20 protein-coding genes are annotated in these 20,914 nt (G+C 31.4%); 18 read left to right on the forward strand and 2 right to left on the reverse strand.

What is annotated here, in order from left to right:
• Nucleotides 1-2 precede the first annotated feature (2 nt).
• Complete coding sequence (locus H0I26_RS17535; protein ID WP_218700195.1) at nt 3-674, reverse strand: class I SAM-dependent methyltransferase; 672 nt, start codon at nt 672-674, stop codon at nt 3-5.
• A gap of 496 nt (nt 675-1,170) precedes the next feature.
• Here H0I26_RS17535 and H0I26_RS17540 point away from each other — a divergent pair, with 496 nt between their 5' ends.
• The 13 genes from H0I26_RS17540 to H0I26_RS17600 all read left to right on the forward strand — a co-directional run bounded on the left by H0I26_RS17540 (nt 1,171) and on the right by H0I26_RS17600 (nt 13,338).
• On the forward strand, nt 1,171-1,809 hold the full coding sequence (locus tag H0I26_RS17540; protein WP_317618206.1) for an RluA family pseudouridine synthase: 639 nt from the start codon (nt 1,171-1,173) through the stop codon (nt 1,807-1,809).
• Nucleotides 1,810-1,959: 150 nt separating this feature from the next.
• Nucleotides 1,960-2,109: a hypothetical protein gene (locus H0I26_RS17545; RefSeq protein WP_157814190.1), complete on the forward strand. Its 150-nt coding sequence runs from the start codon at nt 1,960-1,962 to the stop codon at nt 2,107-2,109.
• Between the two features lie 239 nt (nt 2,110-2,348).
• Nucleotides 2,349-3,458: a sensor histidine kinase gene (locus tag H0I26_RS17550; RefSeq protein ID WP_218700196.1), complete on the forward strand. Its 1,110-nt coding sequence runs from the start codon at nt 2,349-2,351 to the stop codon at nt 3,456-3,458.
• On the forward strand, nt 3,455-4,171 hold the full coding sequence (locus H0I26_RS17555) for a LytR/AlgR family response regulator transcription factor (protein ID WP_218700197.1): 717 nt from the start codon (nt 3,455-3,457) through the stop codon (nt 4,169-4,171). The genes H0I26_RS17550 and H0I26_RS17555 overlap by 4 nt, the downstream gene beginning before the upstream one ends.
• 95 nt (nt 4,172-4,266) lie before the next feature.
• Nucleotides 4,267-5,454 carry a DUF1566 domain-containing protein gene (locus H0I26_RS17560; protein ID WP_218700198.1) on the forward strand — a complete coding sequence of 396 codons (1,188 nt, stop codon included), beginning with the start codon at nt 4,267-4,269 and terminating at the stop codon, nt 5,452-5,454.
• Nucleotides 5,455-5,548: 94 nt separating this feature from the next.
• Complete coding sequence (locus H0I26_RS17565) at nt 5,549-6,778, forward strand: DUF1566 domain-containing protein (RefSeq protein WP_218700199.1); 1,230 nt, start codon at nt 5,549-5,551, stop codon at nt 6,776-6,778.
• Nucleotides 6,779-6,824: 46 nt separating this feature from the next.
• Entirely contained in the window at nt 6,825-7,610 is a 786-nt protein-coding gene (locus H0I26_RS17570; RefSeq protein WP_218700200.1) for a YHYH protein, read from the forward strand.
• Entirely contained in the window at nt 7,610-8,194 is a 585-nt protein-coding gene (locus H0I26_RS17575) for a toxin-antitoxin system YwqK family antitoxin (RefSeq protein ID WP_218700201.1), read from the forward strand. The genes H0I26_RS17570 and H0I26_RS17575 overlap by 1 nt, the downstream gene beginning before the upstream one ends.
• A complete protein-coding gene (locus tag H0I26_RS17580; protein WP_218700202.1) occupies nt 8,163-8,828 on the forward strand; it encodes an SCO family protein in 666 nt (221 codons plus the stop codon). Before H0I26_RS17575 ends, H0I26_RS17580 begins: the two co-directional genes overlap by 32 nt.
• Nucleotides 8,829-9,228: 400 nt before the next feature.
• The gene (locus H0I26_RS17585) at nt 9,229-9,573 is read left to right on the forward strand and encodes a DUF3024 domain-containing protein (RefSeq protein ID WP_218700203.1); all 345 of its coding nucleotides are present in this window, start codon (nt 9,229-9,231) and stop codon (nt 9,571-9,573) included.
• Nucleotides 9,554-9,991 (forward strand): UPF0158 family protein, encoded by a 438-nt coding sequence (locus H0I26_RS17590; protein WP_256935188.1) that lies wholly within the window; start codon nt 9,554-9,556, stop codon nt 9,989-9,991. Before H0I26_RS17585 ends, H0I26_RS17590 begins: the two co-directional genes overlap by 20 nt.
• Nucleotides 9,992-10,312: 321 nt before the next feature.
• On the forward strand, nt 10,313-11,830 hold the full coding sequence (locus H0I26_RS17595) for a nuclear transport factor 2 family protein (protein ID WP_218700204.1): 1,518 nt from the start codon (nt 10,313-10,315) through the stop codon (nt 11,828-11,830).
• Nucleotides 11,831-12,474: 644 nt separating this feature from the next.
• A complete protein-coding gene (locus tag H0I26_RS17600; RefSeq protein ID WP_218700205.1) occupies nt 12,475-13,338 on the forward strand; it encodes a hypothetical protein in 864 nt (287 codons plus the stop codon).
• A gap of 106 nt (nt 13,339-13,444) precedes the next feature.
• Here the strand turns inward: H0I26_RS17600 and H0I26_RS17605 are convergent, their stop codons facing one another.
• On the reverse strand, nt 13,445-15,004 hold the full coding sequence (locus H0I26_RS17605) for an IS1182 family transposase (protein WP_218700206.1): 1,560 nt from the start codon (nt 15,002-15,004) through the stop codon (nt 13,445-13,447).
• Between the two features lie 271 nt (nt 15,005-15,275).
• Between H0I26_RS17605 and H0I26_RS17610 the strand changes: the two genes are divergently transcribed.
• The 5 genes from H0I26_RS17610 (at nt 15,276) to H0I26_RS17630 (ending at nt 20,863) form a co-directional block, all read left to right on the forward strand.
• A complete protein-coding gene (locus tag H0I26_RS17610; protein WP_218700207.1) occupies nt 15,276-17,351 on the forward strand; it encodes a T9SS type A sorting domain-containing protein in 2,076 nt (691 codons plus the stop codon).
• Between the two features lie 381 nt (nt 17,352-17,732).
• Nucleotides 17,733-18,482: a hypothetical protein gene (locus tag H0I26_RS17615; protein ID WP_218700208.1), complete on the forward strand. Its 750-nt coding sequence runs from the start codon at nt 17,733-17,735 to the stop codon at nt 18,480-18,482.
• Between the two features lie 370 nt (nt 18,483-18,852).
• Nucleotides 18,853-19,206, forward strand: a complete 354-nt coding sequence (locus H0I26_RS17620) for a hypothetical protein (RefSeq protein WP_218700209.1) — start codon at nt 18,853-18,855, stop codon at nt 19,204-19,206.
• 166 nt (nt 19,207-19,372) lie between these two features.
• On the forward strand, nt 19,373-19,915 hold the full coding sequence (locus H0I26_RS17625; RefSeq protein WP_218700210.1) for a hypothetical protein: 543 nt from the start codon (nt 19,373-19,375) through the stop codon (nt 19,913-19,915).
• A 144-nt stretch (nt 19,916-20,059) separates the two neighbouring features.
• Entirely contained in the window at nt 20,060-20,863 is an 804-nt protein-coding gene (locus H0I26_RS17630) for an alpha/beta hydrolase (protein ID WP_218700211.1), read from the forward strand.
• The last annotated feature ends 51 nt before the right edge of the window (nt 20,864-20,914 follow it).

Below are 20,914 nucleotides of genomic sequence, written 5' to 3' on the forward strand. Positions count from 1 at the left end.
CTTTAAAACACCTGATATAATGTCGTTACAATCCGACCTTTATTATTATCTAAAGTGTAAGATAACAATGGTGTGTTTTTTATTACTTTAAAATTAAACGGAGGTGCCAATACATTAACACCACTTTGTTTTTTAAGCCTAATTCCCTGTCCTGAAACAATGTCCATATTAGGTATAAAGTCACCATTAGGTACATGCTCGGTTATTATAACATACTTATAATGGTCTAACTTTTGGACAACACTGGCTACCTCAGCATTTGACAAATGCTGCAATACTTGTCTTAATATAATACAATCTCCTGCAGGTAAATCCGCTACTGCAATATCTAAACAATAAAATCGTAAATTATCTGCTACAAACTCCTTTTCATTATAAGCAATAAGAGCCGCAACAATATCTACTGCTTCATACTTTTTAGTATGTTGTACCAGCTGTTTTCCGATATTAAAATCACCACAACCTAAATCACAAACGACCAATGGTTTTTTAAAAGATGTTAAAAAGGCGATTAAAACTTCGATATAAGGCTTTACTATCTCGGGGTCATGTGATCCCTCTCCAGAATAAAAATCAGACTGATTATGCCCCCAAAGTTTATTAGTGTACACCTGTGCCATAGCGTCTTTTGTTGGCCAAGGTTTTTTATTTTTTTTAATCTCTTTATGTTCCATAAAAATGAGGTATTATAATTCAAACCTACAACGTTAAATGCACATTATACAGCTAAAGCAAACCTACAAATTATAAGCAAAAGGGAGAACATAAAACAAACCATTTGTATCCTTAACATTTAAGGATGTGTAAATAAGTATGTCATTTGATAGTGTCAAGTTTTTCAAGTAACTTCGTATAACTTCTAGTATATTAATCTGTACTAAATATATTTCTACTGTAAAATGAAGTTACTATAACAACATACTTCCCATAAAACATACAAGCATCATATCTACTGAAACCCATATTGTCCCTAACCGCTCCACCCCTATTAGATTACAAGATTATGGCGTCGGTATTTTCAATTCGATTTCAACTAAATCCGCCTTAAAAAAAGCCCTTAAAAAAAAATACATTTCGGTTAATAATGTTATCGCCACAACTGCTACATTTATAAATGGAGGAGAATCTATTACACTATCTCTTGTAAAAGAAGTTAGTCAAAATAAAAAATTGATTTTTAAATTAGACGTTTTATTTGAAGACGAGTATTTAGCACTAATCCACAAACCTGCTGGTATTTTAGTTAGCGGTAATAGTTTTAAAACTGTTGCCAATGCCTTACCACAAAACATAATACAAAGTCAACTTTCGGATGCTACAATTCCGCAACCAGTACACCGTTTAGATTTTGCGACAACAGGTATTTTATTAGTCGGAAAAACAAGTAGCAGTATTCGGGCATTGAATAAACTATTTGAACAAAGAGTTGTAACTAAAATATACTATGCAGTAACCATAGGCAATATGCCTACTAAAGGGATTATATCGACTACAGTGGATGGTAAACTAGCTGAATCCAACTATACGCTATGCGAATCCGTCTCTTCTGAGCGATTTGGCACATTAAACTTAGTAAAATTAGAACCACAAACAGGAAGACGTCACCAATTACGTAAACATCTATCAGGAATAGGACATCCCATTTTAGGGGATAAAGACTATGGCTTAGAGAACTTAATTTTAAACGGAAAAGGCATGTACCTACACGCCTATTCTCTAACATTTGTACATCCCTTTACAAATAAAAAAATACATCAAATAGACCCATTCCCAAAACGGTTTAAAAAACTATTTAACACCTTAAAGTAACTTGCTCTATTGCTGTTTAGCGCTTTCAAAAAAATGCCTTTTGGTTTTATTTTCAAACGGAATTAGTCATTATTTTTAATTAACTTCGTTTAACGATGTCTATAATTTATTGAAATAGAATCGAATTACAAATCAAAACAAACTATCAATATGAAAAGAGAACTAAAAGTAATTGAGTTTAATAAAAAACAAAAATTATTAGATTTTGTAAATAGTAGAGCATCTAAACTGGAAATTGTCTCTATTTCTGGTAGTCAAAATGGGTCTTATCAACACTTTTTATGGTACTACGATGTTTAAAAAAACGGAATTAACAGTGAGAAAATAAAATTATTACGGACTAAAATTACTATTCCATTGGACCTTATTATAACACTTGTAAAAATGTAACACTATAAAACCAAAGTACATTTATATTATTATTTAGGTGCCTTCAAAAAAGGTTTGGGTTGATGCAAATAAGGTTTCTGTTGAAAATATTTGATTTCTATCCATAATAATTGGAGTTTTGACCTATCTTATATAGCAAAATAATATTTATGAATCTAGAATTCTTAAACAAACGCAATTCAAAGATTTTTGAGTTAATTTTCATTTCATCCTTTTGGTTGTTACTATTTACTGCTCCACTATTCTTTCAATGGTTTAATAGAGATAGTATAAAGTGGAACATCATTATTAATGTTTGGTTTGATTATTTGCCGTTACTTATTATCTTTTGTATAAATAGAGGTGTTTTAATTCCTTTTTTATTATTTAAATCTCGCCTTTCTTTTTATGTACTTTCTGTAGTTCTTTTAATTACGCTGACCGTACTAGGCTCTATAACCATACGCAAACAATTAAATCCACAACAAACACCACCTTTACATGGGCAAACTTTATTACAGTTCCCAGATTCTAATAAAGACCTAAAACAAAGAAAAACCGGAAACCAAGAAGCCCCCCTATCTACAACACCACCTTATATAAATCTTATATTATTATCTATTTTATTGGTAGGTTTTGATACCGGAATGACCCTTTCTGTAAAATGGGCACAAGGATTACAGCAAAAAGCCGAGATTCAAAAAGAAAACATTAAAAATGAATTGGCTTTTCTGCGTAACCAAATTAGCCCACATTTTTTAATGAATACACTTAATAATATTCATTCGTTAATTGATTTTGATACTAAAGAAGCCAAAAGTGCTATCGCCAAACTTTCTGTATTAATGCGCCATCTGTTATACGAATCAGATGCTACTCCAACAACTTTAGTTAAGGAAGTTAATTTTATTAAAAGTTATATAGAACTCATGAAATTGCGATTTTGTGAAGAGGTAACGATCCTATTTAACTTACCAGAAACGCTTCCTGATATTACTATCCCCTCATTACTTTTTACAAACATTCTAGAAAACGCCTTTAAATATGGGATAAGTTATGAGAACAAATCATTTGTACACATTAATCTGCTGCTTCACAAAAATGAATTAGAATTTAGTATATTGAACAGCGTCCATAAACATAAACGTAGTGAACAACAGCCTGGAATAGGCCTCAAAAACACCGAAAAACGCCTTAAACTAATCTATAACACTAATTATACATTTACCCACGCTGAAGATGGAAATGTATTTAGTGCAACTATTAAAATCCCCATATGATTACATGTATAGCCGTAGATGATGAACCTCTAGCACTGAGACAGATTGTTTCTTATATTGAGCAAACTCCTTTTTTACAACTGACCGCAAAATTTACCAATCCCAAAAAGGTTGATCAATATCTAAAAACCAACACGGTAGACTTATTATTTTTAGATATTAATATGCCAGATCTTAATGGTATGGAATTGGCAAAATCACTAGAAAATCCTCCCAAAATAATTTTCACTACTGCTTATAGTGATTACGCCATAGAGGGCTATAAAGTAAATGCTATAGATTATTTACTTAAACCCATTCAATATGAGGATTTCTTGTTAGCAGCAATCAAAGTGGAAGACTTTATTAAAAAAGAAAGACTTCTTAATACCGAAATAAAAAAAACAGGTGATTATCTGTTTATCAAATCGGGACAAAAACATATTCGAATCAATTTTAATGACATCGAATATCTAGAATCTCAAAAAGAGTACGTCTGTATACATCTGATAAACAGCGCTCCTGTAAAAACGTTAATCCGTCTTAAAAACATTGAAGACGTTTTACCTAAAGAGAATTTTATGCGTATTCATCGCTCCTTTATTGTTAATCTTAATCATATTGTTACGGTAGAGCGCAATAGGATTATTTACAGTGACAAACGTTTTATTGTAGTCAGTGATACCTATCAAAAATCATTTAAATCTTTTATTAGTAATCATTTTTATAATTAAATTTCTATTGATTACATGTGGGCTTTCGTTGATATTATTTTTTTTTATTGATAGCTTTAAGTTCTTTGCGGTCTATTAATTTTAAACACAAAGAGATGACAATTTATAATAAAAAACTATTTACCACACTGGGTATAGTTCTGTCGGTTATTTCAATAGCAAAAAGTCAATCCACTTATCCTATTGTAGATACAGGTGTAGACACATTTTACAGTGATAAATCCATCATATCAACACCTACCAAAGCAGAATCCTATTACGGACAAGATGCCACTTACAAAGGCAACCAGCCTTCTTATACCAATAATAACAACGGTACTATTACCGATCTTATTACAGGTTTGGTATGGGAGCAAGATATGGGAGAAAAAATGACTTTTGATGAGGCCTTTAAAAAAGCTAAAAACTCAACTCTTGGCGGGTATACCGATTGGCGTGTTCCCACAATCAAAGAATTATATTCACTGATCTTATTTACAGGTAAAGTCAAAGGAGCTGTTGCTATAGACTTATTTATTGACACAACCTATTTTAATCAACCGCTTGGAAATAAAAATATTGGCGAACGTGAGATTGATGCGCAAACCTGGTCGGCTACTGAATATGTAGGGCAAACCATGAAGAAAGACGCCACTGTTTTTGGTGTTAACTTTGTGGATGGACGCATTAAAGGATATCCTAAATACAAACCTAGAACAGGTAAAAAAAACACGATGTATTTTCGTATGGTGCGAGGAAACACGGACTATGGTAAAAACAATTTTATTGATAATGGCGATGGTACTATAAGTGATTATGCTACTGGGTTAATGTGGCAAAAAACCGATAACGGTAAAGGACTAGATTGGGAAGCCTCTTTAAACCATGCCGAAAACTTAAAACTCGCCAACTATTCCGACTGGCGCTTACCCAATGCTAAAGAATTACAAAGTATTGTAGACTATTCTCGATCCCCTCAAACAACAAATTCGCCAGCTATACACCCAATATTTAATACTACCACAATAGATGATCCTGAAGGACAATCTGGACAATACCCCTATTTCTGGACAAGCACCACACATTTAGATGGCAGAAATCCAACTGCTAGTGCTGTTTATATTGCTTTTGGTGACGGCCAGGGAAAAATGAGGGGTACACTAATGGATGTGCATGGTGCTGGTTGCCAAAGAAGCGATCCTAAAAGCGGAAATCAAAACAGTTATCCTCAGTTTTTTGGTCCTCAAGGAGACGTGAGGTATGTATATAATTATGTACGATGTGTAAGAACAATTAAAAAATAGAGTTTCATTGATATAATCAGGTATTCTATTGATACTACTTCTTTTTAATACCTAATGACACTAAATTTGACCTCGTAACATAAAAACCAATATTATGGATATTAAACCTATTACTCTTTTAGTAATCTTCATACTTGCCAATTTATTCTTTTCGTGTGATAATGACGACTCTGAAGTCTCAGATAATGATTCTGTTATAGGAACAACAACAGATAAAACTTATCCAATTGTAGATACAGGCGTTTTTGAGTTTTACAGTGATACTGCTATAATAACAACACCGACTGTAGGACATGCTTTTTATGGACAAGATGCCACTTACAATGGAAATCAACCATCATATACCAACAATGGTGACGGTACAATAACCGATAATATTACAGGTTTAATGTGGCAACAAGATATGGGAGATAAAATATCTTATGTGGATGCTGCAGACTTAGTAGAAACAATCAATCTTGGTGGATATACAGACTGGAGAATACCTAGCATCAAAGAATTGTATTCCTTAGCTAATTTTACGGGACGATGTTATGGAGATGATGCTGTCGATATGTTTATAGATACTAATTATTTTATACAACCAATTGGAGATGAATCCATAGGAGAAAGAGAAATAGATGGGCAAACATGGTCTAAAACACATTATGTAGGACTTATAATGAATGGAGATGAAGCCGTTTTTGGTTATAATTTCGTGGATGGAAGACTAAAAGCTTATCCTAAATATAATCCAGCAACAGGAGCCCCTAATGCTATGTATTTTAGAATGGTTAGAGGTGGCCAATCTTATGGAGAAAACAATTTTACAGATAATAGTGATGGTACCATTACAGATCATGCAACAGGTTTAATGTGGCAACAAGTGGATAATGGTACTACTTACAATTGGGAAAATGCATTAGATTACGCCGAGTCACTTACCCTTGCTGAACATGATGATTGGAGGATGCCAAATGCCAAAGAATTACAGAGTATTGTTGATTATACAAGAAGTCCTTCAACTACTGCTTCTCCTGCAATAAATCCTTTGTTTTCTTGCACCCCAATTACTGATCCCGAAGGTAATCCAGGGCAGTATGGGTATTATTGGTCAAGTTCGCCATTACAAGATGGGCCAACACCATATACTGATGCTGTTTACTTCTGCTTTGGAAAAGCACAAGGAGTAATGACTGGTAATTTAATGGATGTACATGGTGCCGGAGCGCAACGTAATGATCCAAAATCTGGTGACGCTACTCTTTTTCCTGATAATTTTGGACCACAAGGAGATGTGCGTTATGTGTACAATTTTATTAGATGTGTAAGAAATGTAGATTAACCCCCTTTAAATAGACCTTTTATAAACAAATAAAAATAGAATATATATGAAATTAAAATTTATTAAAAACTACGCCCTAATACTAATTCTTGTTAGCCTTGTTAGTTGTAGTGAAGATGAAGAGAGCATCACCAATGATGAAGTATCAACTTCTGAACCAATAGAAACCACTGAAACTACAGAAATTCCTGCTATATATTTCAAAATTTATGGAGCAACAAATATTACAAGTGATGGTACTTATGTTACTATTAATACAAATGGTATGCCAGATCACAAGAGTGTTTATTATCCTATTTCGGATGAATTATACGAAGATTTTAGCGGTACCACTTTTGATGGCTATCCATTTGTAAAAAACCCAAACGTGATTGAATCGTTTGATTACAGCTTTAAAATCCCGTTAAATCCAACAGAAGCTACTAACCATGTAGCAACACCACTTGGAGCTATAGGCGTTTCATTAAACGGTGTACCTCTATTTAATCAATACGCAGGGCCTGATCAGCCACTTACTGACGAGTTTCAAAGTTTTGATAAATATTGGGGACATCCAACAGGAAACGGAACATTCCATTATCATATTGAACCATTATATTTAACAACCGTTACAGCTACCAAATCGTCCCTATTAGGTTTTCTTTTAGATGGTTTCCCTGTTTATGGACCAGAAGAAAACGGAACAGATGTTACTGGATTAGATGCCTACCATGGTCATAATCATGCAACTGAAGATTATCCTGATGGCACATACCATTATCATATTACCAATACAGATCCTTATATCAACGGAAACGGATATTATGGAACACCTGGAACTGTAACACAGTAATGAAATACATTTATTTAATCCCCTTCTTTATTTGCTTCTGTTCATGCAAAAACAAAATAGATGAAGCTGTTGTTTATCAATCAATTCCAGCTTCATTTGTTTTAAAAGCAGTGACCATATCAAAAAACAATTTACTTTATGTAGAAGATAAAATCTATTCTGGTTATGTCTACAAACTCCATCCAGAAACAGCAGATACACTTTTAATAGAAAGTTATTATAACGGATTAAAAGAAGGGGGTTCAAAAAAATGGTATGCGGATCATGAATTAATGGAGATGCGCCATTATACTTCAGGTAAAAAAAACGGGAAACAAATAGCCTTTTGGAACAACGGAAATAAAAGGTTTGAATATATCGCCAAAAATGATGCCTATGAAGGCGAATTAAAAGAATGGAATAACGATGGATTGTTATTTCATTTAGCTCATTATGTCAATGGACAAGAAGAAGGAGCACAAAAACTATGGTATGATAACGGTAAAATTAGAGCCAATTACGTCATCATTAATGGTAAGAGATATGGATTATTAGGAACTAAAAATTGTGTAAATGTATCGGATAGTATTTTTTTTAATAAGTAGTCTTTTTTTTATTAGTTGTAATGACAGTAAAAGACAGGAGCATCACAAAAAGGACAACATAGATTTACCTTACTATAACGACCCAACTTTTACACCCGTATTTATTAAAGATAAATCTAGCGTTCAAAAAAAAATCACACATACTATTACTGATTTTGAATTCTTAAATCAAGATAGTGTTCTAGTGAATCAAAATATTATTGAAAACAAAATACATGTCGCTAATTTTATTTTTACTAGTTGTGGTAGTATTTGTCCAATAATGACAAACCATTTAAAAATAGTTAATGATAGTTTACAAAATGACAAAGACCTTGTTTTACTATCTTATTCCGTAACTCCTTGGATAGACACCCCTAGTGTATTAAGTGCTTACAAGAAAAATCATAATATCAGTAACAAGAATTGGTTATTTTTAACTGGATTAAAAAGTGAAATCTATAAGTTGGCTAGACAGTCGTATTATGCCGAAGAAGATATTGGTTTTAGTAGAGATAGTACTGAGTTTTTACATACAGAACATTTAATTTTGGTAGATAAAACCAAAAGGATTCGAGGAATATACAACGGAACTGTGGCTCTGGATATGACAGCGCTAATCAATGATATACGCACTTTACAAAACGAAAAATAATATATTTAGTAATCTTAAGTCTAGTAAAAAATGGCCCATCTAAAATGTTAGATTTACATTTAAATTCTAGAACCTATATAAGCACAGGAAAAGTTAAGATATAAAAAAACATCTACCAATCTTAACATTGATATAGTAATTTTTATAAATGACTTGACAGCTTCTCAAATTTAAAAGCTTCAAGATTTTATTGAATTGAAAATTGGCACAACGATAACGCAATAAAACAACGAATTGTAAACTTTAAAATGTAAAAAAATTCTCCTACAACTCCTACACCTGCTTTTAAATCTTTGACTTTCTCAAAATATTCAATTAACTTCGTTTAGCAATCTATATCATTTAACCTTACGGAGCCCAGTTAGCTGTATATTGTGCACATACTAAAAAACATAATTAAATGAAAAACACCACAATTGATATAAACGAATCAACTGTAAAAAATTATGTAGAATCATTACGTCCTGAAGATCTTGAAATCCGTACAAAACTGGATTTCGGATATTCTTATGATAAAAAAGTAGTCATTATTTATAAAATAAGACCAGTGTGGAATAATCCAAAAAAAACTCAGAATATCGAGTATGTCAAAATCAGATTTTATAAATCAAAACAAGAGTGGCTTTTATACTGGAAACGAGCAAGTGGAAAACGGGAAATTTATCCTTCTTCTAAGGGGGCAACGCATTTAGAAAAAATAATAGAAATGATAAAAAACGATAAACATGGGTGTTTTTTTGTATAATACTGAACAGAATAGCGTTAAGAGAATCGCGGAAGAATTAGATTCTGGATTTGATTGTTATTATAACTCAAAATCCGATGACATTATAGCAATCCCAAGTGTTTCACTATTTTCAAACGAGGAAGATTTAAAAGAAGCTTTTCAAACTCAGTTAGAAACAATCGAAAAACATCACACCGATTTTATCAAATTTGAAGTTTTGCAAAGTTTTCAGTCCTTTAAAATTATGGAACAATTTGTTCAGCTGATCACAGATCAATTGCTTAAAGCAGAATTGGAACAAATTTTAACAAACAAAAAACCCTTTCAAAATTTTAAATACAAAATTGACCATTCGGAGTTTAGACAAGACTGGTTTGATTTTAAACGCAATGCGTTAGAAAAAATAGTAGTAAATCAATTAAACAATCCTTTATAAAACACAACTACTGATTTAAAACACTTCTACTTATCCTAAATAAATTATTATACTAAATTTAATAAAAAAAAATTTTCAGGAATCTATTTTATTATTTCTAACACAAAATTCTATCCTTTTTTGACCACTAGCTAGTTGTGTACACTACTCACATTTATCTTGTCTACTTTTTTATACAAACGTAATTCCCCATTTGACTTTATCATTTTTTTCAACTAACTTCGTTCAAATTAAAACATAACACATTGAAAAAGAAGCATTAACAGTAATTAAAACAAGGTATTTGACGATACTGAATATCTAATAAAAATGAATGAAGGAATGAAAAAATTAATATCTCTAGCCATATTCTCAATATCTCTAAACCTTTTTGCGCAATCAAACACAGACATTTTTTTATTGGATATAACAAGAACTAATAATAAAATCGAATTGATAAATCTTAAAAATATTTCGAATAGTGAAGGTTATGACAACCAACCTTCTTTTTATGATAACAATACTGTTCTTTTCTCTTCCACAAGAAACAATCAGACCGATATTAAAAGTTACAATATAAGTAGCCGTGACAATTCTTGGAAAACAAATACTTCCTTCGATAGTGAGTATTCACCATTAAAAATACCCGATGAAGAAGCTGTTTCTTTTGTGCGTACAGATAAAAGCGGATTACAACGATTGTATCAATATAACTTGGAAACTAAAAAATCTAAAATAATTTTAAAAGACTTAAAGGTCCGTTATTACGTTTGGTACAATCAAAATATTTTGGTTTCATCAGTTTTAGTAGATGACAGAATGGATTTAGTTATCTCTAAACTAAAGGATAATTCCGATCTAACATTGCATAAAAATGTTGGGCGCTCATTACATAAAATTCCAAATTCTAATTTAATTGGTTTTATAAGTTTCGAAAACAATTCCACTATAATAAAAACCCTCAACCCTATAACGGGAGATATAAAAATTATCAAATCATTACCCATCCCGATTACTGATGTTTGTTGGCTATCAGAAAACAAAATCTTGATTCCTGATGGTAAAATAATTGCCCAATTCAATACTTTAGAAGATAGTATGAGTATTTTACACCATTTTAAAGAAGATGAAATAAATGGGATTTCCGCAATTTCGATAAGTCCTGACAGCAAACATTTGGCTCTGGTTTCAGAAGAATCACCAGTTCATTTAATTCAAAAACAATCTCTTGCATTTAACAATAAGGATTTAAAAAGTTTTGCATCCTACTATTCTGACAATGTAATTGTTCAAAACTTTCCCAATGATACATTATATGTGGGTAAATCTAAACTAATATCAAATTATAAAGATATCTTCTCAAGTAATCCCGAAGCCAACGTTCAGGTTTTAAAACGAATAAAAAAAGGAAATATAGTCATCGATGAAGAACGTATAACCATGAACGGTATAGACAATCATCGCGTTGTATTGTATCAAATACATAACGCAAAGATAGTTAGCAAGACTTTCATTCAGAAGAAAGAAAAACTACCCGAAGCAGAAGCTATTGTTCAGCAACAATTAGTAGCATTCAATGCAAAAAACATTGATGCTTTTGTTAAGACCTTCGATAGCGAAGTAAAAGCTTATGACTTCCCGAATAAACTTTATGTAGAGGACAAAAAACAGTTACATAAAACTTTTAGTGATTTCTTTTCCCAAACAAACGATTTACACTGCAAAATCACAAACCGAATAATTATTGGAAGTATAGTTATTGATGAAGAATCTTTGACAGTTAATGGCGACAACTTCAATGCGATTGCCATTTATGAAATAGAAAATGGCAAAATTTTAAAAATGACTACAATAAGATAAAATCATAGACTCATAAGGACAAATACATTGCAAAGACAAAAAAATGGTATTGGTTTAACTATTAAGAGCTAACCTTATGTAAAAAGGATGATGCAGGGAAAGTAAAAATGACAACAATGGATTATTAAACACAAGAAATGTTTTTGGACACAGATGAACAAATAACTATTGAAGAGTATTTAAATGTCCTTATAAAAAAATCAGGATAGCAGAATGCAAATTCCAACGGACTTGGATGAGTTTATGAATAGAAGTCTTATGGGTTTAGCTTTATAATAGAAAAAATAAAATGTTTAGCTAAGTTATAAATCGAAACACTAATCCTTACCACCTGCCTTATATTTTCTTATACTTAACGCTAAACGAAAAAATATTGAGGTCTTTTACTCTTTTAAAACAAGTCACCTTAATTAAAAGCTTCTTATTTTTTTTTATAGATCTCCTTTAATATTTGTGATACAAAATTCCAGTATTTTTGAGTCGACGCGCACTAAATATTTTAATCACCTTTATATTGTCTTCTTTTTTATACAACCATAATTCTCCATTTGACTTTGTCATTTTTTTCAACTAACTTCGTTTAACTTCGAATATAATTCATTGAAATGGAATCATATTCGCTATACGTTGTAGCCAATAAAAAAATGAGCAACTTTGACTTTCATAGAGATTTAAAAAACGAAATTGTTGAGATTCTAAATAGTTCTGGAATAGCTATTTCTTTAGAACAGAATATTCAGAAATTATTAATAGACTTTTTTAATTTACAGTCAAAGATTTTAGAACCTAAAAAGAGAAATGTACATATAGTCCCAAATTTTGAGCCGGAAATTAAGGAACACCACAAGAGTTTAGAAATTAGAACAATTATTAAATATGCAAAAGAAGGAGAAAATCTGAATAGCTTTCAAACAGATAGGATTATTCAATCCAAACAAATTGACCATTTAAGTAATGAATGGAATATATATCATTTTCATTTATCATTAAATCCGGACAAGAAGCCTAAATTTGTGAAAAGAGGTAACCTTCTATTATTTGCTTACATTGATGAAAAAAATATTATTTTTCTTGGACTTGATAAACATAAAAATTCATTTAGTGATTTAAAGTGGATACAGATTCTAGAAAAAAACTTTCCTCATATAATGGAAAAGTTTTTAGCACCTGACTTGCCACCTGTTGAACAAAATTTCAGTACAACAGATAGGGAAGAAATTTGGAAAAGTGGAATATCTTCTGGATTTATGAATATTAATGGAAAAACATATTTATGCCCAGGATTTGGAAAAGTCTCTAGTGGTCATAATATTCAGGTTGTTATGAAAAGTAATTATATTCTACATTGGATTTCTCGTGTTGAAAATATTATTGATAAAGAAAATGAGTATTTTAAAAATAAAGTAACTTTCCTAAAGTTAAGGATTAGTCAAAAAACCATCGAAATATTTGAAAATAAAGAAGGTAATATTCTTTTTGAGTATCCAAGCCTTGATATAAAAAAATAACTGGCTACAACACCGGTAACCGTTGCACAACCCCTTAAAAAAGCACAAAAACAGCTTAAAATCTTTGATTTTAAGCTGTTTTTGATTTTAATACGCCATATTTTCTCTAAAATTCAAGTGGCTTAAAACATAGTATTCGAAGGCTTATTAGGTAGTTTTTGGTACTTTTAATAAAAACAAGTAGTCCTGCTATACTTTCTGGCAGGTTTTTCATATATTTTAAATACTTTTTAAGATTATAGGCTGTTGCGGATAGATGCATACACTTATTAGCTTGTTTAATCCCAAGGGTATTCACTTTTCCCATGCCTAAAAACTGGGTTAGTGTACCAAAAACAGGTTCTACCGTGCTTTGTCGTTTTCCTTTCATATAGCTTCCTTTTTCACTATCAACTCGTGCTATATTACGCATGTATTCTGCGCGGTAATACGTTACCGAAAATGACTTTTCTTGTGCCGTTTTGCTTAAACAAGCGCTTCGTATTGGGCAATCTATACAAAGTTTTTTGGAACCTCTATAGGCCTTCTTTTTGGTGTTGCTCTTCTTTTCGTAAAACACCTTTTTAAAGGGGATTATCTTCCCTTGAGGGCAGGTGTAATGATCTTCTTTTTCATTATAAATAAATTCATCTGGCCCTCCTTTAAAGGTGCCGTGTGGGGGAATATAACTGGTAATATCTTGCTGTTCTAAAAAAGCATAATTCTCGCCACTACTGTAACCAGTATCCGCGAGACAGGTGTCTATAGTAAGACCAGATTGCCATAAGCGTCTTTTTACTCGCAATACAATATCTGGTAAATGCTGACTGTCTTTGCCATCGGCATGATAGGCCTTGATGTCACTTATTACATGATGTGCGGCATCTACCGTGAGCTGACTTGAATAGTTTAATTTTCTCGCTTTTCCTGGTTTTACACTTATGCGGGCATCGGGATCGGTTGGACTATAATGCGTTTTATTACTAGTATAACGGGAACCTTTATTTCCTGCTCCAGGACGATGGTTTTGATCTTTTGACCATTTTTTGTTTCGGCTCTTTATCGCTTGTAATTCCTGACGGCTTGCTGATAATTCTTGTTGCGATTTTGGGGCTTTATTAACTTTGGCTGATCGAAGTGGTACTGCTTTATCTCTATTGCTTATATGTCGTACTGCGCGTAAATGAGCTTCTAAATCTTCTTCTGGCACTTTAAGTTCTAAGCTATCCATAGAGGCGTTTGCTTTAACTGGTGCGGCGTCTATAACTTGGGTATGGCCGCTTACCATTTGCATGTCTACGCACATTTTGAAAACATGAGTAAATAGACTTTCAAAAACCGACTCTGGGTACAGTTGATGTGTTCTACTCAACGTGGAATGCCATGGTAATTCTTCATCGATATCATAGCCTAGAAAATAAAGAATATCCAGTCGAAGACTGCAATGGGACACCAGTTTTCTATCACTGGTGATATTCTCTAAATAACCCACTAAACAGAATTTGAAAAACACTACGGGATCTAAACTTTTTTGTCCGCAGTTTCCGTAATAGATTTTTGTTTGATTCCGTAGAAACTCTAAGTCTAAAATTTCTGATAAGCGTCTATAAAAATTGTCTTGGGGAACCCGACGACTCAACTGGAAATTGTTGAATAATTTCTCTTGATATATTTTTGTGCCTTGCATTACTAAATATACGAAATTTATATATCTTTAACAACACGTTGTGCAACAGGCACACCGTGTAAAAAACATTGCTTATTTTAGTTAAACCGAAAGGCTGTTGCTTTTTTTATTTATCATAATCTTTTAAAAGCTTGGTACAAATACTACTTTCAATTTATAACACCTACTTGGCTTTCTCCAAAATTCAAACTAACTTCGTTGTAAAACGGCTGTAACACACTGACCTATAATACTAAACATTAATATTAGCAGTGATGATAATTCCCCTCAAATGAGACACCTACACTTTATTATAATTACATTTTTATTAACCTCTTTCAGTGGTTTGGCTCAATTTGGAGCCGATTATTCTTCCTATGGTTTTAATTTTATCAATGACGCCAACAACCAAGGTTTAAAACACTGGACAGGAAATAATATTGACGACACTAATAAATTTTACATTTATAAGCAGGACGAATTAAATAATTACGCACTTGAATTAAAACCTGTAAACGAAACTTTAAGCATAAACTATAACGATTTTGGTTACATGGATTTAAATCCTTGTGCTTTTAAAATAAATATAAGAGTCAAAATAAATCACTATTCAGGTAATGATGATGCGCTAACATTTACACTATTTACTGGTGCTAAGAAGGTAGAAATTGATTTTAAATCTAACGGAATATTCTATACTAACAACTCAAATACTTCCCAGTTAATTACAACTGCTGCTCCAATAAATCAATGGGTAACCTACTCTATCGCTCTAGATAGTTGTAATGACATGGCGTCAATAATGTTAGAAAACGATGCCACCAATAGTTACACCTTAAGCTTACCAGACAATACAACTGCACAAAATATAAACCTAACAGCCACAAGTAATGGTACAACACCTTTTACATCAGAAATAGACCATTTATTTATCTATAGTAATCCTATTAAATGGTGGTTAGGACCGTCAAGTGCATTTATCAATGATACGCCTGCGGGCTACACCAGTACAACAGGAGATAGACAGCATTTTTTAACGTTACCTAATGGCGAAAAAATTGGTATTAATGAAAACGGTGGTGGTTATGTTACTTTTACCGAGTTAACTCCTGGTGGCCCAAATCTAGATCCATTTCCTAAATTTGGATCCGGTGGCACAAAAACACTGAGAGGTTATTTTCATACTAATAAATTTAACCCGGTACAAGCTGGTGTTTCAAGCACATCTGGCGGACATTTAGCAAGCGTTATCTCGCTTCCTAATAAATTAATGGTCGAGAGTTTTCCGTTACACTCCTATTTCCAAGATGATTTTATTGAAAACACACCTTTAGTATTTCCTAATAATGAAACACTTGAAGACGAAAATCATCCTGCCATAATTGATGATGATGTCTATGACGAGTTTGGTCTAGATATGAGACACGAATTAATGAGCGAATTAGACTTTAATACCTCAATAGAAAACGTCACACAACCAAACGGAATATCTACCGTTAGACATGCTGCCGAGTGGGAATATATAAGACATCCTTCTTTTATCCTTCAATTTCATGAAGTCACCGTTAATAAACGACCAGAATTTGAAAGCTTTATTGGTGCCAACAACGATATGGGAGACATGAGACATAAGTTTGAATTCAGACTTAATAAAGACTTGGGTTACGAGTGGATTTTGTGGAGAGACAACAACAACACATGGCAATCATTGCATGTGGAAGCAGTTGGAGATTCTAAACAAATTCAAATTAATATAAACACACCATTAGAAAACCGCTTTTTAGTCTTTTCTACATCCTCCAATCCTGACACCCCTGGAGCTGTCTCTTGGTTTTATCCTGAAAGTAATTTTAATGCTAACAGTACTTTACAAAAAAGTAGAGTAAACAAAAACACAATGATGTCCATGGATAGAAGAAACTCCATGAAAATAGTTGCCGATTGGAGAAAAACAAACTGGTGTAGGATGAATTTATATATTAGAAACGAAGGCTTAGCCGCACCATGTAATGGAGATCCAAATCTGTATGAAGCGTTCCAAATGGAAGCTTTACAACTGTTTGGCACACCAAATCAAATCCTTAATAACGTATTAAATTACACCATTACTTTAGATACTGAAACAGTAAGTTTAAATAAAACAACCATTTCTTACCCAAATCCTTTTTTATCCAAAATAACAATAAAAGGATCTAACCTTCTAAACGAAACACTTAAACTTTATAACGCTTTAGGTAAAGATATTAAACATGCATTACACGTAACATCGCGCACAAACAAGAAAATACAACTTAAAATAAAAGGCTTAAATTCTGAAATATATTTTCTAAAAATTGGAGACAAAACTATAAAAATTCATAAAGAATAATTCTACTTTGGAGTTATAAATTAACTTCGTTTTGATTAAAATTCAGGTTTAGCTAGTAATTAACCCAAACAAAAGTGTTTTTTTTAACCGCCCTAAGTTTCATACAAAAGACGTTAACCAAAACTAAATTAAAAAAGACCTCTCCTTTTTTTTATGAATCTCCTTTAATTTTTCTAATACAAAGTTCCAGTGTTTTTGAGCAGACATAAGCTATATATTTTAATCACCTTTATCTTAACTGTTTTTTAGGCCCAACAATAATTCCCCAATTGACTTTGTCAAAATTTTAAACTAACTTCGTTTAGCCTCTAATATAATTCATTACAACGGAATCATATTCGCTATAGGCTAGCTATAAGTAAATAAAAACCCTAAAAAATAATGAAGATTAAAATAACCTCATTAATACTAATAAGTTTCTTTACTGGATATTCTCAATCAACGAGTTTTGGAGATAAAATAAAAGGTAATGTCAAAGAATATACTGAAACATGGTATAACGCAGAAAAGAATGATAATGATTATATCAAGCTCGAAAAGAAAAATTACGATACGTATAGAAAAAATGAAAACGATGTATTTGTTAAAGTAAATTTTTTTAGTGTCGAAAAACATGAAATACCTCAAAACTCATATAATAATAAAAATCAAATAACTGAAACGATTAATTACTATGAAGATGGTGAAATTATGAATAGAACAAAATATATTTATAAGAACGACAAACTTTTCGAAGATAGCTCTTATAATGATTCTGATACAATTATCTCAAAAACTAAATATTATTATAAAAATGATTTAAAAGTCAAGGAAATAAAAATAGGATATTCATATTTCGCAGGATACTCGGTAGACACGACTAAAATATCTTTTGAATATGATAAAAATAAAAATTTAATCAAGAGAACTTATAAATCTCAATATCAAGAAGATGTCGACACTTACAAATATAATAATGAAAATTATTTAACTGAAACTCATTCTTTAGCTATTAATGGTGAATTTGTTTACAAAAGAAAATACATTCAATTTGACAATAATAATTGGACTCAAATGGTTGTTGATGAAGCAAAACAACCTGACGGTAAGTCCAGATGTTATTTTATCGAAAGAGAGATAATATATGAATAACCTACAGCTAACACCGTGTAAAAATAATTGCTTGGTTAAATCTTACTCGGAAAATCCTAGAGGATTTTCCTTTTAGACATTATTGGAATGAACAAACCAATCAAAATGTTACCGTGATTTTACTAACTAATGGCGCTTTAAACTGGACAATTAGACCTAATCAAATACACTCTAAAATTGTAACTATGATATTAGAAGGATAGTAAATTATGCTGTGTAAAAACAACTATACAACTAAGAAGACTAGTATTTTACATAAGCAGACAATAGCCAATTTGACGTTATCAAAATTTTCTACTAACTTCGTTTAGCTTTGGATGTAATTCATTTTAATCAAATTATTTACACACCACAACGATTTAAATAAACTATGGTATTAATTTATTCTTTAAGTATTTTTACTCTTATTTCAATCGGAATCTATTATTTTATTTGGAAAGACAGACTGAATGACAAAAAGAATTTGGAAAAAGATTGGCAGACGTTTCTTAAATATGAATCTTTAAATGACATAAAAGGAATCGCTATTAGTGGTGATAAATTAATTTGGAATAGATACCTGTTAACAGAACAACTTGATGCAATAATAGATGTGGTAAAGTCAAAAACATCTAGTTTCCCTGAATTGAAAAATTTAGAAAATAATGCATTTAATAAAAAGTTACATTTTGATCGACCTTTACCTTCTCCTGGTAGTAGTGGAGGAATAAAACAAAGTTGGTAATTTACCCCAAAATAAACAAAGACAGTACATAACAACAACGAGAAATCTTTACAATAAATTAAATGCTTAACGTATTTAGTCTAATTAGTTACAATTAGAAAACCCCTCGCTTTCTAACCCATAGCCACTCTCTTGCACGCATACGTAACTAAACATTTAAGTTCCAATGAAAATTAAAATAAAATATATTGCTTTAGGTCTTTTTCTAATTGATGCGATTTTTATAATAATCAATATAAAATATCGTGATCAAACACTAAGTGTGGTACCCGTTTTAAATCAGACTAAATTCTTTTTTTTCTTAGGAACTCTTAGTTTTATTGCTTACTTAATTTTATTAAAACAAAAAAAATCATTACAACTTGCTGCGATTATTACCATTACTTCACTAAGTATTGCGATGTATAACAACTTGCGATTAGCAAAAGATAATTATGATAGAATCCAGTGTCTTAAAGGAATATCTGAGTATTTTCAATACTTTGAAAATGACTCGTGTTCAAAAATTGAAAAGAAGTTTAAAGAGGATGTCATAAACGGCACAATAAAATATTTTCAAGATGAATATAATTTCGATTTGGAATTTGAAGAGAGATTAAGAGACAAATATAATGTTGAACTAGTCGGAATAAGTTGCACTAGATATAGCGCAATGAATTGCTACAACGACCTAGTAAAGGATCACATCAAAAAACTAAAGGAAAGATAACTATCTGCAGTATTAAACTTAATATTCAACTTAATATTTAACCATTTGACTTTATCAAAATATTCCGCTAACTTCGTTTTGAACCAAATATAATTAGTTAAAACAAAATCTCATTCGATTTACATTATACTTAATTTCTCTAAATTGAAAAACAAAACATATATAACCATAATTCTATTGTTTTTAAGCTTTCATACTTATTCACAATCTAACAGCAAAGCATTTAATGAATCATTAATTATTTCAATTAACCAAGATTCTATTTCGGCTTATGCTTTTATAGCTAAAGGCGCTGCGCCAAAAGAAACTGTTATTTTATTACATGGACTTCCTGGCAATGAAAAAAATATTGATTTAGCAGAAAAATTAAGACAGGATGGTAAAAATGTAATTTACTTTAATTATCGAGGGTCATGGGGAAGCCAAGGTCAATTTTTATATTCAAACTGTTTGGAAGATATTTCGAAAGTTATAGATTACTTAACAAATGACATAATCTCTAAAAAATTACGGATTAAGAAAAACTCCTTTTGTTTATTAGGACATAGCCTAGGAGGAGGAATTGCGGTACTTCATGGCGTAAAAGATAATCGTGTAAAAAAAATAATAGCTCTATCGGCATTTAATGCTGGTTACGAACTAAATAATGATAGCTTTGATGAACTAAAAAGTTTTCAAAACTACTTAAACAAACAGTTTATGCTAAATATTGATACTGAAAAATTTATTAGTGAGGTATTAAACCATTATATATCATGGAACTTATTGTTTGTAAATTCATATCAATTTGACAAACGTCTTATATTTATAGATGAAAACAAGAACAACTACTCTTGGGTAAAAAGTATTAAAAATAGTGAGTATTTGATAATAGATTCTGATCATTCTTTTTCAGATAAGCGCAATGAATTAGCTATTGAAGTCCTAAAATGGATAAATAAAAACTAAAGACTATTGTGTTGTTGTTGTTTTTATAATACCTCATTACTGTTTTCGCTA

The sequence above is a fragment of the Olleya sp. HaHaR_3_96 genome (assembly GCF_019278545.1).
Lineage (GTDB): Bacteria > Bacteroidota > Bacteroidia > Flavobacteriales > Flavobacteriaceae > Olleya.

Excerpts from the sequence above, each read along its gene's own strand:
- H0I26_RS17555 (WP_218700197.1), top strand. The coding sequence starts at position 3,455 with ATGATTACATGTATAGCCGTAGATGATGAACCTCTAGCACTGAGACAG.
- H0I26_RS17605 (WP_218700206.1), bottom strand. The coding sequence starts at position 15,004 with ATGCAAGGCACAAAAATATATCAAGAGAAATTATTCAACAATTTCCAG.
- H0I26_RS17585 (WP_218700203.1), top strand. The coding sequence starts at position 9,229 with ATGAAAAACACCACAATTGATATAAACGAATCAACTGTAAAAAATTAT.
- H0I26_RS17545 (WP_157814190.1), top strand. The coding sequence starts at position 1,960 with ATGAAAAGAGAACTAAAAGTAATTGAGTTTAATAAAAAACAAAAATTA.
- H0I26_RS17610 (WP_218700207.1), top strand. The coding sequence starts at position 15,276 with ATGAGACACCTACACTTTATTATAATTACATTTTTATTAACCTCTTTC.
- H0I26_RS17590 (WP_256935188.1), top strand. The coding sequence starts at position 9,554 with ATGGGTGTTTTTTTGTATAATACTGAACAGAATAGCGTTAAGAGAATC.
- H0I26_RS17575 (WP_218700201.1), top strand. The coding sequence starts at position 7,610 with ATGAAATACATTTATTTAATCCCCTTCTTTATTTGCTTCTGTTCATGC.
- H0I26_RS17560 (WP_218700198.1), top strand. The coding sequence starts at position 4,267 with ATGACAATTTATAATAAAAAACTATTTACCACACTGGGTATAGTTCTG.
- H0I26_RS17595 (WP_218700204.1), top strand. The coding sequence starts at position 10,313 with ATGAAAAAATTAATATCTCTAGCCATATTCTCAATATCTCTAAACCTT.
- H0I26_RS17565 (WP_218700199.1), top strand. The coding sequence starts at position 5,549 with ATGGATATTAAACCTATTACTCTTTTAGTAATCTTCATACTTGCCAAT.
- H0I26_RS17620 (WP_218700209.1), top strand. The coding sequence starts at position 18,853 with ATGGTATTAATTTATTCTTTAAGTATTTTTACTCTTATTTCAATCGGA.
- H0I26_RS17600 (WP_218700205.1), top strand. The coding sequence starts at position 12,475 with ATGAGCAACTTTGACTTTCATAGAGATTTAAAAAACGAAATTGTTGAG.
- H0I26_RS17580 (WP_218700202.1), top strand. The coding sequence starts at position 8,163 with ATGTATCGGATAGTATTTTTTTTAATAAGTAGTCTTTTTTTTATTAGT.
- H0I26_RS17535 (WP_218700195.1), bottom strand. The coding sequence starts at position 674 with ATGGAACATAAAGAGATTAAAAAAAATAAAAAACCTTGGCCAACAAAA.
- H0I26_RS17625 (WP_218700210.1), top strand. The coding sequence starts at position 19,373 with ATGAAAATTAAAATAAAATATATTGCTTTAGGTCTTTTTCTAATTGAT.
- H0I26_RS17570 (WP_218700200.1), top strand. The coding sequence starts at position 6,825 with ATGAAATTAAAATTTATTAAAAACTACGCCCTAATACTAATTCTTGTT.
- H0I26_RS17550 (WP_218700196.1), top strand. The coding sequence starts at position 2,349 with ATGAATCTAGAATTCTTAAACAAACGCAATTCAAAGATTTTTGAGTTA.
- H0I26_RS17615 (WP_218700208.1), top strand. The coding sequence starts at position 17,733 with ATGAAGATTAAAATAACCTCATTAATACTAATAAGTTTCTTTACTGGA.